Origin of the sequence: Butyrivibrio sp. YAB3001 (assembly GCF_900112195.1) — a bacterium.
Lineage (GTDB): Bacteria > Bacillota > Clostridia > Lachnospirales > Lachnospiraceae > Butyrivibrio.
The window spans coordinates 107164-121595 of sequence record NZ_FOKR01000006.1 but is presented as its reverse complement, the minus strand read 5'-3'; the positions used below and the strand labels follow the sequence as shown (position 1 = coordinate 121595).

The following is a 14432-nucleotide window of genomic DNA, read 5'->3' as shown; positions in this document are numbered from 1 at the left end:
ATATCCGCAAAAAGCCAGTTGATGTCGATTTATATCGAAGTGCTTGTTTGCTTGCTGAATTATGTTTGCACTAAAACTGCAGTAAATGTGTGTTTCTGTATTTTATTTAAGAATATATGACTTCTTAGATGAAATTACAGAAATCCGCACTAGCTGCGGATTTCGTGAGAACATGATACGAGAGGCAAATAGGCCCTTCGACGAAGTCGACTTTTAATGGCCTATTTGCGGCATTCTTGAATCTCTGATTCAAGAATGTATACTAATTTCAGAATCGTGCCTTTATACCAAGTTCTTCATGCATAAGGCGTTTTCTCTCATACATGCGCTGATCTGCAAGAAGGTAAACTTTATGAGAATTGCCGTCTTTACATTCATGGCGGAAGGCAAAGCCGGTTGAAACACTTCTGTGGTACTCGGTATAAAGAGCATTCATTACGTTTAATGCGCTGTTCATTCTGTCTATCAATGCGTTGATGTCCTTTGTTGCGGCATCGCGCATTACTACAAGAAATTCATCTCCGCCGATTCTGGCACAAAAACACTCATCACTAAAAGTATTTGTAAGTACCTTGGCAAAATCTTTAATGTAGCGGTCCCCTGTGGGATGACCAAATTTATCATTAACTGTTTTCAGCCCATTTAAGTCAATGCTTAAAATACAGTAATCATCACTGGCGTTATTTAATTCTTCCATCAGGCTGTCAGCTTTGGCTCTGTTGGCTAGATTAGTAAGGCCATCTGCGTATGCAAGGTGCGAGAGAGATATGTTTTCCTGCTTCTTGGCATAGCTCTCTGTAATGAATATCAGATAAGTTGAAAGGTGGCAAAGAACATAATATATGCTTCCTATAGCTATAACAATTCGGCCGAAGATCGTGTTATATGAATACATTATCGGACCTAAGAGGTTCAGAACAAGGTGTGTCATAACGCTTACAGAAAATACCAAAAGACCTGTAAGCTGTACAATGGATGATGTTCTGACATTTTTTTTCTTACTGGTTCTATAGGCAAAGAATAATAGGATTCCAAAGCCAAATACCGCAGAAATTTCATACAGTGGAAGGGTTACGTACATATGGATATTGAAAAGATAGTGTAGTGCATATTGCGCTAGCGGTACGCCCCAGCTTACATACATTATGGCTTTAAAAAGTTTATCATTTTGTAGATCTTCAAGATAATAAAGTATTACATAGCAATATGGGACTATGAGATACAAAGTGAAATACTCAATCTGTGTTTCATAGTCTGTATATACCAGAAATGAAAAGAAATTGTAGTATGTGAGCAGCCATACGCCCAGGTTCATGCAGGACAGGGCGCCAAATAAAAGGCTTATCACTTCAGGAACAGAGGATACAAATATCAAGGCGATGCATAGGAAAGTAAAGCCAAAGACAAATGTGGTTATTCCTGTGGTCAGGATAAGGATGCTGTGATGAAGAAAAGTACCTGAAATATCAGCCTGAGAACCGAGTATGGGGGGCTCAAGCCCTGAAAAGGCGCGGTTTTCTCCGACATCCATAACAAAAGTAAGTGTCCGTCCGGCGTACCTGGATGGTAGAGCAATCTCATGGTACATCTTTCCTAAGAACTTGTTGGCATTATAGAAATCCTTACCATATTCAAAAATAAGTTCCTGGTCAATATATACTTCAAGGGTGGTATACCTTGTTCTGAAAAGAATGGTGGGATTTGGAATGTCACCAATATCAGGAAGTGTGGTGGATAAAACAATATGGTCACCACGAGCAAGTGATGAAGTATATGTGTGGTATAGCTTTTTTAGAGCAATCAGTTCATAGGGTGTGCCATTTATGGTTGTTCTCCAATCTGAATCAAGAGTGATCATTGGATCAGTTTGAGTGTGTGAGACCAGCAAAAGACAAAATACTACTATGGCAGCTAAGATTGCAAGTGCAGTAAGAGCAGGAAGAATAAACCTTTTATTCATTAGTGTTTCCTCCTTCCTGTGAGGAGCCGTTCATCAGATCATTGTACAGCTTACCGAGAGTATGATCATGATGTTTCTTTTTCATCTTATACATTCTGCTATCTGCCAATAGATATACATTCTGCGCAGATGAGATATCTTTTAACAATTCGTCGTCAGAAGAAGCATAGCCGTAAGATGCTGAATACTTGATCCTGGACTCAAGAGTATTTCTGTAAGTCATAAGGTCACTCATTGTTACCAGGTCTTTTTCTGTGCGACCGTTATCGATGTATGGCAGTATAACGATGAATTCATCTCCGCCCATTCGGCCTATCAGAGAAGCGTCAGTAAAGCTGTTTTTCAGTATCATTCCAAAGCCGTGGATAAGCTTATCACCCTCGGAGTGGCCATAATTATCATTGGTATATTTTAAATAGTCAAGGTCGATACTTATTATTGTATAATTTCCGGTGAGTTCAGCTAAAGTGAGTTCGCATTTAGAACGGTTGTATAGACCTGTAAGTGAATCGTTATATGCAAGACCTTCAAGCTGGTGCTTTGTGTTAGTGGCACTTATATACTCGATACAGTGGAAGAAATAGTTAAGCACAAGGCAGATGATAAAAAGAAATGCGCCAATAGTCATAAAATTTATATTGGTGTTAACTTCGCCTGCCTCAAAAAATTTGAGCACATTAAATTTAACAATATCTATGATAGAAAAAACAAGTAAAAGTAAAAGTCCGACTAATAGGACATTTGTGGACATACTCTTGGTATAAAAGTCGTCCGGATGTTTGCGTCTGTGGAGTGTAGAAACAATCAGAGATACTACCACATATATTCCTTCAGTAATTGAAATAATGTGAAGCGCAGTAACAAAGTGACAGATATGTACTACGTTTGTGACATGAAGGATAGCAGTAGCAAAAGCAAAAATGAAGTTTATTACTCCTATTGCTATTGTTACTTTTTTGCCTAATACCTGTTTGGCGGCAGCAAGGAACAGAAGAATACCGCCCGGAATCATATACAGGCAGAAATACTCAAGGAAAGTATAGAAGGAAGGAATATCAGAGAACAAAAAGAACAGATCATTGAAACAAAGTATATATGTACCCATGAGAATGGAAATAAGACCACTGTAAACAATACTGGAATCATGGGCAGATGCGAATAAAAGAAAAGGAGAGAGAACAAGCAGCATAAATCCAAACATATCAAGGAAAACACCTATAACTATTGAAAGGCGTCCATTTTGAGCTTTGGACCTGGATATATCTTCTTTATTTCCGACAATTACAGGAGATAACCCTGAAAATGCATTATTCTCTGTGGCAGTTATTACGATTCGGATTTCTTTTCCTGGATAATCTAATGGAAGATTTACGAAATGTTGAAATTTAGGCAGCATTGATCCTTTTTCCACATAATCATGACCGAAAGTGTAGATGAGTGAATCGTCAAGATAGATATCTACGGTTGAAAGAATACTTCTGAAATGAATGGTTGCAGGATCAAGGTCATAATCATCTAAGGTCCGGGACAGAGTTATCACATCGCCCTTATTTGCTATGCCAATGTTTGTTTCAGGGAGACTGGCGGGAGTATAGGTATAACCTACATGAGTAATAGTCCAGCCGTCATCCAGCTGGACTAAATTATAATGCAATGGAGATTTGTATAAATCTGACCCGAGGAAAGCGATTATAATACCGATAAAAAATATTGATCCAAGGGACAGAAAAAGAGTTCTGAGCTTGTGTTTTATATTCACCTACAGACCTCCCTGGGTAATACATTTTTAGAAATGTCCGCTGCTTCCTCCATGGCTGCTACCGGAACTTGAAATGTGTACAGAACTTCCACCACCGCTTCTGCTGTCATTTTCAGGCTTTCTGGTGCGGGATGTGTTTGTTCTTAAATATGTATCTCTGTGTGTTGTCATATGCAGACCGGAATGTGTCTGATATCCGGAAGCATTTGCATTTGGATGAACTGTCTGAAGATCCGATACCATGATAAAAATAGGAATCAAACCTGCAATCAGACCAATCACAACACAGATAATAAGGCCTTTGAAGAGGTTGCGAGGAGTGGCGGGCACGTTGCCGATATCATAAGCGGTCCCTTCTTCAGCGTCATAACAGGATAAGAGATAGTTACATGCCTCTATATATTCCTCAAACGCTCCATAGTAATCGCCCTCTTTTAGGTAAGGCATCATCTGATCCACAAGATATTCCTGACCATAATCAGTAAAAGCAGCAATTCCGTCTCCGCAGGTACTTATTGCATATTCTCTGTCTGCCATGCTGAGCATAAACAGAATACCGGCGCCGTCGAAATCAGCCTGAAAGCCGTTATAGTCAAAATAATCGTCAGCATAAGCCTGAATTGAACCAGTGTGTTCATCAACTGTAAGAATTGCTATATTCATTCTGTTTTCTTCACTTGCCTTATTTAAAGCAGCGAGGATATCAGCTTCTTCAGATGATGTTAAAAGATCGGCATTATCAACTAATCTTTCTTTTTGCCTCGTGGAAGGGATGTCATAGCTGTCCCACAAGACATCGGAAGAAGCGTTCGATACCAGTGACGGAGTAAATATGGTAAGAAGACAGATACTTAGCAAAACTACAGATATTTGTCTTTTCATCTGTAAAAATATATTCATGGATGTTTAATTAACCTGTAATATTGTATTTATTGATTCATTCTAATCAAAGGAAAAAGAAATATACCAAAAACGAGATCAGTGATATTACGCCCGCAATCGGGAAATAATATGCCATTGCCCGGGATTTGCTGCAAGGAAGGTTGCCAACAAATTTACCTGTCTGACCATTCATGGCAAAAAGATAGTTTTTCTCTTTCCAGGTTGTGTTGAGCACATAGACCGGATACAGCGCATATTTGTAGGCTGATGAGCGGGTTGCGACATTTTCACTGATCTTTCTAAGTGAGGAGTAGCCCTTTATCGTATCCTTAAAATCATCGACTACAGATGCTTTCATTCGGTCAATTGCCCGTTGTCTTGAATTTGATGCATCAACGTTATATTTATTTGCCAAAAAACCTGCAAGGTATCCCATGTTAAAAGGAACCATTGCGCTCTTGTCGAAGGGTTCAAGGGATTCCATAAGATCATCCGGCATTTCCTTAGAGCCATCGACAGGCACATTTTCAAAATCTTCTGTACCGACTCTTTGAACATCATAATACTTGGTCTCAGTGTAGATGTATTTGCTGTCTGACCAGGTTCTTACCTTGGTTCCTTCGTAAGTTCCGGAAAAGCTTTCGGTAGCATTAAAAAGCCAAAATGGAACATAGACCCCTTTAATCTCATCAATATGGTTTTCGTCAAGAAAGACTTTGGGAACAAGTTTTTTGGATTTTACAAAATTCCTGTAGGTTTTCTCGGCATCGTCCTTAGTGTGTTTAAAGGGAATTATGAAATCAGGCTTGAACTCACCGGTGAATTTCTCACTGACAACAACATTGTTGCTGCAGAAAGGACATTTCATCGAACCAAGAGATTCTGTGGCGAGGATTTCTCCTGCGCAGGAGCCGCACTTGTAAACATAAAGCGGCTGATTATCTTCTGTGGTGGTCTGTGATGAAGTTTCTCCGGCAGGCGTTCCGGTACTGTTTGAGTTATGATTGGCAACATAATCCTTGACGTCAAATTCAGAGTCACAATAAGGACATTTGATCTTTTGCGTTTTGGGATTAAATTCCATTGCCCCGCCGCAGGCGGGGCATTCATATTCATGTAAAGCCATAAATTCCTCTTAGATTATGCATTTTGTCTTGGTGAGCCGCAGTTAGTGCAGAAGTTTCCGCTGTTAACAGCTCCGCATGAGCATGTCCAGTTTGCTGCAGGTCTTGGCTGACCACAGTTAGTGCAGAAATTACCGTTGTTGGCAGTGCCACATGAGCATGTCCAGCCTGCTGCAGTAGGAGCCTGCATAGGAGTAGCCTGAGCCTGCTGCTGAGCACCCATCTGGAAGAGATTTGAAGCGTTCATTCCACCGGCCTGCTGTGCCATATTCATTCCTGCAAATGCCATCATAGGACCTGTTGCTGTATTCTTGGCAGCGTCCTGCATAGCCTGAGCCTGAGCGCTTGCGATAGTTGCAGCTGCCATATTAGGATTTCTCAAAGCTCCGGCTCTCTGAAGCTCTTTGATTGTCTTTTCATCTTCTTCAGATGCTGTAACTGAGCTTACGCCAAAGCTTGATATCTTGATTCCGTAGAAATCATTCCATTTCTTTGATAAAACTTCGTTGAGTGCATCAGCAATCTCAGTAGTATGTCCGGGAAGAGAACTATATCTGATGCCCATTTCTGAAATCTTTGCAAATGCTGGCTGAAGAGCAGTTAAGAGCTCACTCTTAAGCTGAGACTCAATACGTTCTCTCTTGAATTCGCCTTCAATGTTTCCGCAGATATTCTTGTAGAAAAGAATAGGATCAACTACGCGGTAGCTGTATTCACCATGGCACTTAAGGCTTACATCCATATCAAGACCGATGTTGTTATCAACAACGCGGAATGGAACAGGGTTAACTGTGCCATATTTATTTCCGAGAATTTCTTTTGTATTTATAAAGTAAACTCTCTGATCCTTGGCAGCCTGTCCGCCAAAGCCAACTCTCTTAGCAAATTCTTTGAAAGAAGCTACGATGTTCTCACCGAGATTGCCATAGAAGATTGATGGCTCAGTGGAAACATCATAAACAAATTCTCCTGCCTCTGCGCAGATTTCAGTAATCTGTCCCTGGTCAACCAAAATCATACACTGTCCTTCGTTTACAGCGATGATCGAACCGTTTGAAATAATGTTTTCGTTACCTTTTCCGGCCTTCTTAACACCTTTTGTAAGAAGAACATCGCTTGAAAGCGCCGGACAATAAAAATAATCTCGCCACTGGTCAGACAAAACACTGCCGCCAGCTACAAGAGCTGCCTGTAAAAGACCCATAACTATCTCCTTTCATACACTCCCATAATATTAGGATTAATACACTTTTTTCGTCCTTGTTTTGCAAAGGAAAACGCAATTATATTTTCGCACATTTGTCGAAAAAATGCACTATTTTTGTGAAGATTTGCCGTATTTAGTGTATTATTACAAGTATGAAAAATAATAATCTGGAAATAACTATTCACATAGGAAGAAAAACGACAATTTTATATGCCAGAGCAGGGAAAATATTAAAAGAAAGCCTTGTTTCCTCAGGGGTATATGTTTCTTTTCCCTGCGGAGGGCTTGCCCGTTGCGGAAAATGCATGGTCAAATTCATTAAAGGCGCGCCAGTTCCGAATTCTTATGATCTTAAGTTTTTGACAAAAGATGAGCTTGAACAGGGAAAAAGGCTTGCCTGCAGGTGTATCCTGCGAGAGGACTGTGAGATCAGGCTTGAAGATGTTTTGTTGGATAAGGAAATTGAGGCTGAGACGCTGCCTGTGGGGGATAAGCCTGATGATGATGACGAGATCTTATCCTACGGGATTGCTATTGATATAGGAACGACAACAATAGCAATGGCGCTTTTGGGAAAACTATATGATGGAAAATCGGTTTTGATAGATACGGTAAGCGGGATAAATCATCAAAGAAAATTCGGTACTGATGTTATTTCCAGGATAAGCTATGCCAGTGATGAAGCAGGGAGAAAAAGACTTTGCGATAGCATAAGAGAAGATTTGGCAGTGTTAATAAATGAACTGATCGAAAAGAATAATATAGAAGCAGTCAATCTTATATGTATCACCGGAAATACGACAATGCTTCATCTTCTCAGAAACTATGACACATCGCCGCTTGGGCGATACCCCTATAAACCATGGAATATATCCTTTGAGTGGCTTGTGTTAAAAGAGGTTATTGGGGAGAAGATGTCTTTCCTTCCTAAAACTATGGATGATGTTGAAACGGTTATCATGCCGGGAATATCAGCTTTTGTTGGAGCAGATATTGTTGCCGGGATTTATGCGTTTATGTATCCTTTTGACGGGAAAAAGAAACTCTTTATTGACCTTGGAACTAATGGCGAGATGGCTTTTTGCGACGGGGAAAAAATATATGTGACCTCAACGGCAGCAGGACCTGTGTTTGAGGCAGGCGGCATAAGCTGCGGAGTTCCTTCCATAAATGGTGCTATATGTCACTTGAAGATTGAAAAAGAATGCGAAGAATTTAAGGTCAGGAGCGAAACAATAGGAAACAGGAAGGCGGTTGGAGTATGCGGGACAGGTGTGCTTGAAGCGGTATCTGAACTTGTCAGAAATGAAATTGTTGATAAGACAGGTCTTTTGACTTATAAATACTTTGACAGTGGATTTGCGCTATGTGATGATAATCCGGAAATAAAGCTTACTCAGAACGATATAAGAAATGTTCAGCTTGCAAAGGCAGCCATAAACGCAGGAGCAAATGAACTTGTAAAAGGCGAGAAAGTAAGTGAGATTCTTATCGCAGGCGGATTCGGCACGCATTTAGATAAAGATAAAATAAAATATCTTAAGTTATTAAATGATGATTTGCTTGAAAATTGCGAAACAGTGGGCAATTCAGCGCTAAGAGGAGCTTATGAATTTCTGGGAAAATGTCTTGATGGAGAGGATAGCAAGGCAAAAGAAACCAAAAGCATTGAAAACATAATTTCCTGCGCAAAAGAAATAATACTTGCTGAAAATGATAGTTTTGATGAAAAGTATGTGGAAGCTATGAATTTTTGATGTATTATTTATAGGGAAAATGATTGAATTATTCAAGAATCATTTTCCATTGGAGGTAGTTGATGATCTGTGATACATGTGCAAACTATGTTTATGATGAAGACTGGGAATGTTACACCTGCATGGTGAACATGGATGAGGACGAGTACTGGAGACTTTTGTCTTCTAAAAAGAAAGAGTGTCCATATTATCAGGATAATGATGAATATAAGGTTGTAAGGCATCAGATGTAAAAAATAAGCGCAGCGTGGAAGGCAGGTTTCGAGCCTTAGGACGCCGCAAGGGCATGGGAGAGAGTATGAAAATAGTATTGCAGCATTTGACTAAACGTTTTCCAAACAGAAATAAAAAGATTAAGGAAGACGTTATCGCAGTTAATGATTTTGACTTTGAGATTCCGGACGGTAAATTAATAGGTCTATTGGGACCGTCAGGATGTGGAAAATCTACTGCGCTTAATCTGATCTGCGGTCTTGAAAAGCCAACAAGTGGCCGCATTTTCTTTGGTGATGTCGACGTGACGGATCTGTCACCTGAGCATAGAGGAGTTGGACTTGTATTTCAGAATTATGCTCTGTATCCGCATCTTACTGTGCGAGAGAATATCAGATTTCCACTTGAGAATCTTCGCGGTGATAAGAAGCTTTCTAAAGAAGTGATGGAAGAGAAGGTTTTGGAAGCAGCAAAGCTTGTGCAGATTCAGGAACTCCTTGACAGAAAGCCTAATGAAATGTCCGGTGGGCAGCAGCAGAGAGTTGCTATAGCAAGAGCGCTTGTTAAAAGACCTCAGGTGCTTCTTCTTGATGAGCCTTTATCCAATCTGGATGCAAGACTTAGACTTCAGACAAGAGAAGAGTTAAAGCGTATACAATTGGAGACAGGAATCACGACTGTTTTTGTTACCCATGACCAGGAAGAAGCCATGAGCATTTCCGACATGATCGTTGTAATGAAAGACGGTGTTCTGCAGCAAAAGGGTAAGCCTCAGGATATCTATGATGAGCCGGAAAATCTTTTTGTTGCAAGTTTCCTTGGAACACCTCAGATAAATGTATTCAAAGGGAAAATCAGCGGAGAAAAGGTATTTATTGGCGATGCAGCAGTAATGGATGCAAAGGGCATAGCCGATAAAGATGTTTTTGTCGCTGTAAGACCTGAAGGCTTTGTGATAGATGATAATGGAAGCCTTGAATGTGACTTTATCGCAAGAGAAGTAATGGGAAGAGACACAAGTTTCATAGCTTCACATCCTTCCTTTGTGGGAGAGAACATAAGAGCCATTATTCCGTCTGAAGAAGTGTTTGACGGGAAAAACCGCAAGGTTAGATTTAGATTAAAACCGCATAAAGTCAGAGTTTTTGACGGAATCACAAATGAGAGGATAAGACTATGAAAAAGAATGTGACAGCCTGGCTGTGCCTTTTGCCGGCAATTCTGTTCCTGGGGATATTCATGGTATATCCTCTTGTGGACGTATTTATATATTCTCTTGAGGAAGGTTATAATTTTGCTTCCCAGTCCTATCAGGGAACTGGATTATACAATTATTCCTATGTTCTTCATGACCCGTATTTTATACAGGCACTTAAGAATACATTCATAATCGTAATAATAACGGTGCCTCTTTCTACAGGCATAGCTCTTTTGATATCCCTTGAATTAAGCTCTATCAAGGTTCTTAGGGATTTCTTTCAGACAGTATATTTCCTTCCATATGTAACTAATACGCTGGCCGTTGGTCTTGTCTTCATGATCCTTTTTAAGAAAACTGCCTATTCTGACGGTCTGGTGTCGCTTTTGATACAGCTTTTCGGGGGACCGTCCGTGGATTTTATCGATGGACCATATCCTGCAAAGATGTTTGTAATGTGTTTTTATACAATATGGATAGTAATGCCTTTTAAGATACTCATTCTGACAAGTGCGCTTGCATCAGTTAATCCAATGTATTACAAGGCTGCAATCGTCGATGATACTCCAAAGTGGAGAATTTTTTATAAAATAACACTCCCTATGATATCGCCAATGGTCTTCTACCTTGTGATAACAGGATTCATCGGAGCATTTAAGGCGTACAGTGATGAGGTTGCCCTTTTTGGAACTGACCTTAACGCTGCGGGAATGAATACGATAGTTGGTTATGTGTATGACATGCTCTATGGAAACAGCGGTGGATATCCATCATATGCTTCTGCTGCAGCGCTTATCCTTTTTGCAATAGTATTTACTATAACTACCATAAATCTTATGGTCAGCAAAAAGACTGTTTATTATCAGTAATAGGGGATTTTTACTAATGAACGAGAGTACAAATAAGAAACTGGAAATTCAGGATAATATAAAAGAAAAATCAAGGAAAGTATTGGTTTATTTTCTCCTTTCCTTATGGGCGATAATAGTGCTGTTTCCGTTTTACTGGATGATACTTACATCGGTAAAAAGCTATGGTTCTTACAACTCAGAGTATGTACCAAAGTTCTTTACTTTAAGCCCTACCATTCAGAATTATGCAACGGCATTTACTGCTGTTCCGCTTGCAAAATACTTTATCAACACTTTTATTTTTACTGTTGTGACAACGCTTCTTATGATGGTAGTTGTTGTACTATCGGCGTTTGCCTTTGCAAGACTTGATTTTAAGGGAAAAGATATTGTGTTTTCACTTTTTCTTTCTCTAATGATGATTCCTAATGAGTTGGTCATCATCACAAATTATGTGACTATCACAAATCTGGACCTTCGAAATACTTTTATGGGACTTATCCTCCCTTCAGTGACATCAGTTTTTTATATTTATCTGTTAAAAGAAAATTTCGAGCAGATTCCGGAAGAACTCTATAAGGCAGCTAAAGTAGACGGAACTTCTGATTTTAGATATCTGATGAGGGTTATGCTGCCTATCTCAAAACCAACTATTGTTACAATAACAATTCTTAAGGTTATAGAGTGCTGGAACTCGTATGTTTGGCCAAGACTTATCACTGATGATCAGAATTATTTCCTGGTCTCCAACGGTATTCAGGAGATAAGAGAAAACGGTTTTGGACGAGAAAACGTACCGGCCATGATGGCTGCTGTTGTGGTTATTTCAGTTCCGCTTGTTGCTCTGTTTCTGATATTCAGACACAAGATAATGGAAGGTGTGGCAAGAGGCGGCACAAAAGGATAACGATAAGGAGACTTTGGAGAGGATGAAAAAAGTTTTTATAAGCTTTTTTTGCATGATATTTATTATCGGAAGTTTGAGCGGTTGTCATGGAGCTAAGCAGTCAAAGGGCTTTGATATCCCTGAGAACTTTGATGAGTCTAAAAAAGTTGAGATTTCTTTTTGGGCAAAAAATGATACTAATGTTGTGCAGACAGCTATTTATAATAAGGCAATTGAGGATTTTCAAAAGCTGTATCCCAATATTACGGTCAATATGAGACTGTATACGGATTACGGCAAGATCTACAACGATGTTATTACTAATATATCCACAGGAACTACGCCAAATGTGTGCATAACCTATCCGGATCATATAGCAACATACCTCACGGGAAATGATACTGTGGTGCCACTGGATGATCTTTTTGCCAGCGAGAAATACGGACTTGGAGGAAGTGAGCTTAAATTTGATTCTCCTTCAGTTTCTGAAGTTGTTCCGCAGTTTCTTGATGAGTGTGTTATTGGGGATAAGCATTATGCAATTCCCTACATGAGATCTACAGAGGCCTGCTATATCAATAAGACTTATGTTGAAAAGCTTGGGTTTACTCTGCCTGAAACTCTTACCTGGGACTTTATATGGCAGGTTTCAGAAAAAGCAATGGAGAAAAATGCGGATGGCACATTTAAAGTGAACGGCCAGAATGTGCTTATTCCTTTTATTTACAAGTCTACAGATAATATGATGATTCAGTCCCTTAAACAGCTGGGGGCAGGATACTCAGATAGTGAAGGAAATGCTCTTTTATTCAATGATGATACAAGAAAAATCTTAAAGACTGTTGCACAGTACACAAAAGAAGGAGCTTTTTCCACATTTAAGATTTCAGGATATCCGGCAAACTTTCTAAATGCAGGGCAGTGCATTTTTGCAATTGATTCAACTGCAGGCGCAACCTGGATGGGAAGTGATGCGCCTCTTGTTGATATCGCAGAAGAAAAGCTTGTGAAATTTGAGACCGAAGTAATGCCCATACCTCAATATGATACAGAGCATCCCAAGATGATATCTCAGGGGCCTTCAATCTGCGTGTTTAATAAAAGTGATTCACAGGAAGTTCTGGCATCGTGGATATTTGCTCAATATCTTTTGACTAATGAAGTTCAGATAGCGTATTCAGAGACAGAAGGGTATGTTCCTGTAACAACCAAAGCGCAGAGAGCAGAGGAGTATCAGGATTACCTTGAAAAAGAGGGCACGGATACTGATACACATTATGAAGTAAAGATAAAAGCAGCAAAACTTTTGATGGATAATACGGAAAATACTTTTATAACGCCTGTATTTAACGGATCGGCTTCAGTAAGGGATGCAGCGGGACAGATGATAGAGAATGTCACCAAGGCTGTAAGAAGAAAAAAGACGGTGGATGATGCATTTATCGATGCTTTATATAAAGATGTGCAGGCGCTTTACCATCTTGACCAGCAGGGCACAGGGATAGGACAGGGAAAAAATGACCTTGGACCACTGCCACTTCCTTCGGTAATACTCTTATGCATGCTTGTTATCACCTGGGTATTGATAGGAATATATGTTGCATTTGAGAAAATAAAAGAGAAAAATAAAAATTAATATTTGTAATTTGGAAACATAACTAGTATAATTGCATTGTTTGCATACATTGTTTGACATTTTAAGCTTTTATCAGTCAACTGAGAGCTTGGATGTCGCATTTGGATTGAAATGATGATTTCAATCGCACACAACAGGAGGAAATATTATGAAGAAGACATTGGCAATTGTACTGACAATGGGACTTGCTCTCTCATTCGTAGGATGCGGAAGTAAGGAAGAGAGTGCTACAGCTGAGACAACAGTTGCAGAGACACCTGCTGAAGTTGTTACAGAGGAAGCAGAAGCTGCAGCTACTGTTGAAGAAACAGCTGCTGAGGCTAGCACAGAAGAGACTGCAGAAGCAGCCGGAGACGTAATGTCATACGCTGATTTTACAGCTGCAGAGCTTGATTCTGAGGTAGTAGTTGAAACTTATGTACAGGCTAAGCAGTCATGGTGGGAAGATAAGGCTACATTCTACACACAGAATGAAGAAGGCGCTTATTTCATCTATGAAATGCCTTGCTCACAGGAAGATTATGACAAGCTTGTTCCTGGAACAAAGATCAAGGTTTCAGGTGTTAAGTCTGAGTGGTCAGGAGAAGTTGAGATCGTTGATGCTACATTCGAGATCGAAGATGGTAATTTCGTAGCAACAGCTAAGGACGTTACAGATCTTCTTGGCAAGGATGAACTTGTTGACAGCCAGAACCAGCTTGTATCTTTCAAAGATATGACAGTTGAGAAGGTTGCATACAAGAACGAGCAGCCTGGTGATGATATCTATGTAACACTTTCTAAGGACGGAAACAACTATGAGTTCTGCCTTGAGTATTACTTAAATGGTTCAGATGAAGAGCTCTACAATCTTGTTGGTGGACTTGAGGCTGGCCAGACAGTTGATGTAGAGGGCTTCCTTTACTGGTATGAGGGCGCCAACCCACACATCACAAAGGTTACTGTAAAGTAATCAGCAA

The 14432-nt window shown here is 39.8% G+C and carries 12 protein-coding genes; 7 read left to right on the top strand and 5 right to left on the bottom strand.

The window, feature by feature from the left end:
• Window positions 1-268: 268 nt before the first annotated feature.
• The 5 genes from BM086_RS08530 to BM086_RS08510 all read right to left on the bottom strand — a co-directional run bounded on the left by BM086_RS08530 (window position 269) and on the right by BM086_RS08510 (window position 6929).
• Window positions 269-1960, bottom strand: a complete 1692-nt coding sequence (locus BM086_RS08530) for a GGDEF domain-containing protein (protein WP_092325598.1) — start codon at window positions 1958-1960, stop codon at window positions 269-271.
• Window positions 1953-3719: a GGDEF domain-containing protein gene (locus BM086_RS08525; protein WP_092325597.1), complete on the bottom strand. Its 1767-nt coding sequence runs from the start codon at window positions 3717-3719 to the stop codon at window positions 1953-1955. The genes BM086_RS08530 and BM086_RS08525 overlap by 8 nt, the downstream gene beginning before the upstream one ends.
• Before the next feature lie 27 nt (window positions 3720-3746).
• Window positions 3747-4601 carry a TPM domain-containing protein gene (locus tag BM086_RS08520; protein ID WP_175560171.1) on the bottom strand — a complete coding sequence of 285 codons (855 nt, stop codon included), beginning with the start codon at window positions 4599-4601 and terminating at the stop codon, window positions 3747-3749.
• A 64-nt stretch (window positions 4602-4665) separates the two neighbouring features.
• Complete coding sequence (locus BM086_RS08515; protein WP_092325595.1) at window positions 4666-5727, bottom strand: hypothetical protein; 1062 nt, start codon at window positions 5725-5727, stop codon at window positions 4666-4668.
• A gap of 14 nt (window positions 5728-5741) precedes the next feature.
• The gene (locus tag BM086_RS08510; protein ID WP_092325594.1) at window positions 5742-6929 is read right to left on the bottom strand and encodes an SPFH domain-containing protein; all 1188 of its coding nucleotides are present in this window, start codon (window positions 6927-6929) and stop codon (window positions 5742-5744) included.
• A 155-nt stretch (window positions 6930-7084) separates the two neighbouring features.
• Between BM086_RS08510 and BM086_RS08505 the strand changes: the two genes are divergently transcribed.
• From BM086_RS08505 to BM086_RS08480, 7 genes are all read left to right on the top strand, one after another.
• The gene (locus tag BM086_RS08505) at window positions 7085-8689 is read left to right on the top strand and encodes an ASKHA domain-containing protein (RefSeq protein WP_092325593.1); all 1605 of its coding nucleotides are present in this window, start codon (window positions 7085-7087) and stop codon (window positions 8687-8689) included.
• Window positions 8690-8751: 62 nt separating this feature from the next.
• Entirely contained in the window at window positions 8752-8922 is a 171-nt protein-coding gene (locus BM086_RS20855; RefSeq protein WP_175560170.1) for a DUF6472 family protein, read from the top strand.
• Window positions 8923-8987: 65 nt separating this feature from the next.
• Entirely contained in the window at window positions 8988-10082 is a 1095-nt protein-coding gene (locus BM086_RS08500) for an ABC transporter ATP-binding protein (protein ID WP_092325592.1), read from the top strand.
• Window positions 10079-10969 carry a carbohydrate ABC transporter permease gene (locus BM086_RS08495; protein WP_092325591.1) on the top strand — a complete coding sequence of 297 codons (891 nt, stop codon included), beginning with the start codon at window positions 10079-10081 and terminating at the stop codon, window positions 10967-10969. The genes BM086_RS08500 and BM086_RS08495 overlap by 4 nt, the downstream gene beginning before the upstream one ends.
• A 16-nt stretch (window positions 10970-10985) precedes the next feature.
• On the top strand, window positions 10986-11858 hold the full coding sequence (locus BM086_RS08490; RefSeq protein WP_092325590.1) for a carbohydrate ABC transporter permease: 873 nt from the start codon (window positions 10986-10988) through the stop codon (window positions 11856-11858).
• 22 nt (window positions 11859-11880) lie between these two features.
• Window positions 11881-13473 carry an ABC transporter substrate-binding protein gene (locus BM086_RS08485; protein ID WP_092325589.1) on the top strand — a complete coding sequence of 531 codons (1593 nt, stop codon included), beginning with the start codon at window positions 11881-11883 and terminating at the stop codon, window positions 13471-13473.
• A gap of 148 nt (window positions 13474-13621) precedes the next feature.
• The gene (locus BM086_RS08480; RefSeq protein WP_092325588.1) at window positions 13622-14425 is read left to right on the top strand and encodes a hypothetical protein; all 804 of its coding nucleotides are present in this window, start codon (window positions 13622-13624) and stop codon (window positions 14423-14425) included.
• Window positions 14426-14432 lie beyond the last annotated feature (7 nt).

What these genes read in the sequence shown, in the direction of transcription:
- BM086_RS08530 (WP_092325598.1), bottom strand. Translation starts at nt 1,960, where the DNA reads ATGAATAAAAGGTTTATTCTTCCTGCTCTTACTGCACTTGCAATCTTA.
- BM086_RS08520 (WP_175560171.1), bottom strand. Translation starts at nt 4,601, where the DNA reads ATGAAAAGACAAATATCTGTAGTTTTGCTAAGTATCTGTCTTCTTACC.
- BM086_RS08515 (WP_092325595.1), bottom strand. Translation starts at nt 5,727, where the DNA reads ATGGCTTTACATGAATATGAATGCCCCGCCTGCGGCGGGGCAATGGAA.
- BM086_RS08510 (WP_092325594.1), bottom strand. Translation starts at nt 6,929, where the DNA reads ATGGGTCTTTTACAGGCAGCTCTTGTAGCTGGCGGCAGTGTTTTGTCT.
- BM086_RS08505 (WP_092325593.1), top strand. Translation starts at nt 7,085, where the DNA reads ATGAAAAATAATAATCTGGAAATAACTATTCACATAGGAAGAAAAACG.
- BM086_RS20855 (WP_175560170.1), top strand. Translation starts at nt 8,752, where the DNA reads ATGATCTGTGATACATGTGCAAACTATGTTTATGATGAAGACTGGGAA.
- BM086_RS08500 (WP_092325592.1), top strand. Translation starts at nt 8,988, where the DNA reads ATGAAAATAGTATTGCAGCATTTGACTAAACGTTTTCCAAACAGAAAT.
- BM086_RS08495 (WP_092325591.1), top strand. Translation starts at nt 10,079, where the DNA reads ATGAAAAAGAATGTGACAGCCTGGCTGTGCCTTTTGCCGGCAATTCTG.
- BM086_RS08490 (WP_092325590.1), top strand. Translation starts at nt 10,986, where the DNA reads ATGAACGAGAGTACAAATAAGAAACTGGAAATTCAGGATAATATAAAA.
- BM086_RS08485 (WP_092325589.1), top strand. Translation starts at nt 11,881, where the DNA reads ATGAAAAAAGTTTTTATAAGCTTTTTTTGCATGATATTTATTATCGGA.
- BM086_RS08480 (WP_092325588.1), top strand. Translation starts at nt 13,622, where the DNA reads ATGAAGAAGACATTGGCAATTGTACTGACAATGGGACTTGCTCTCTCA.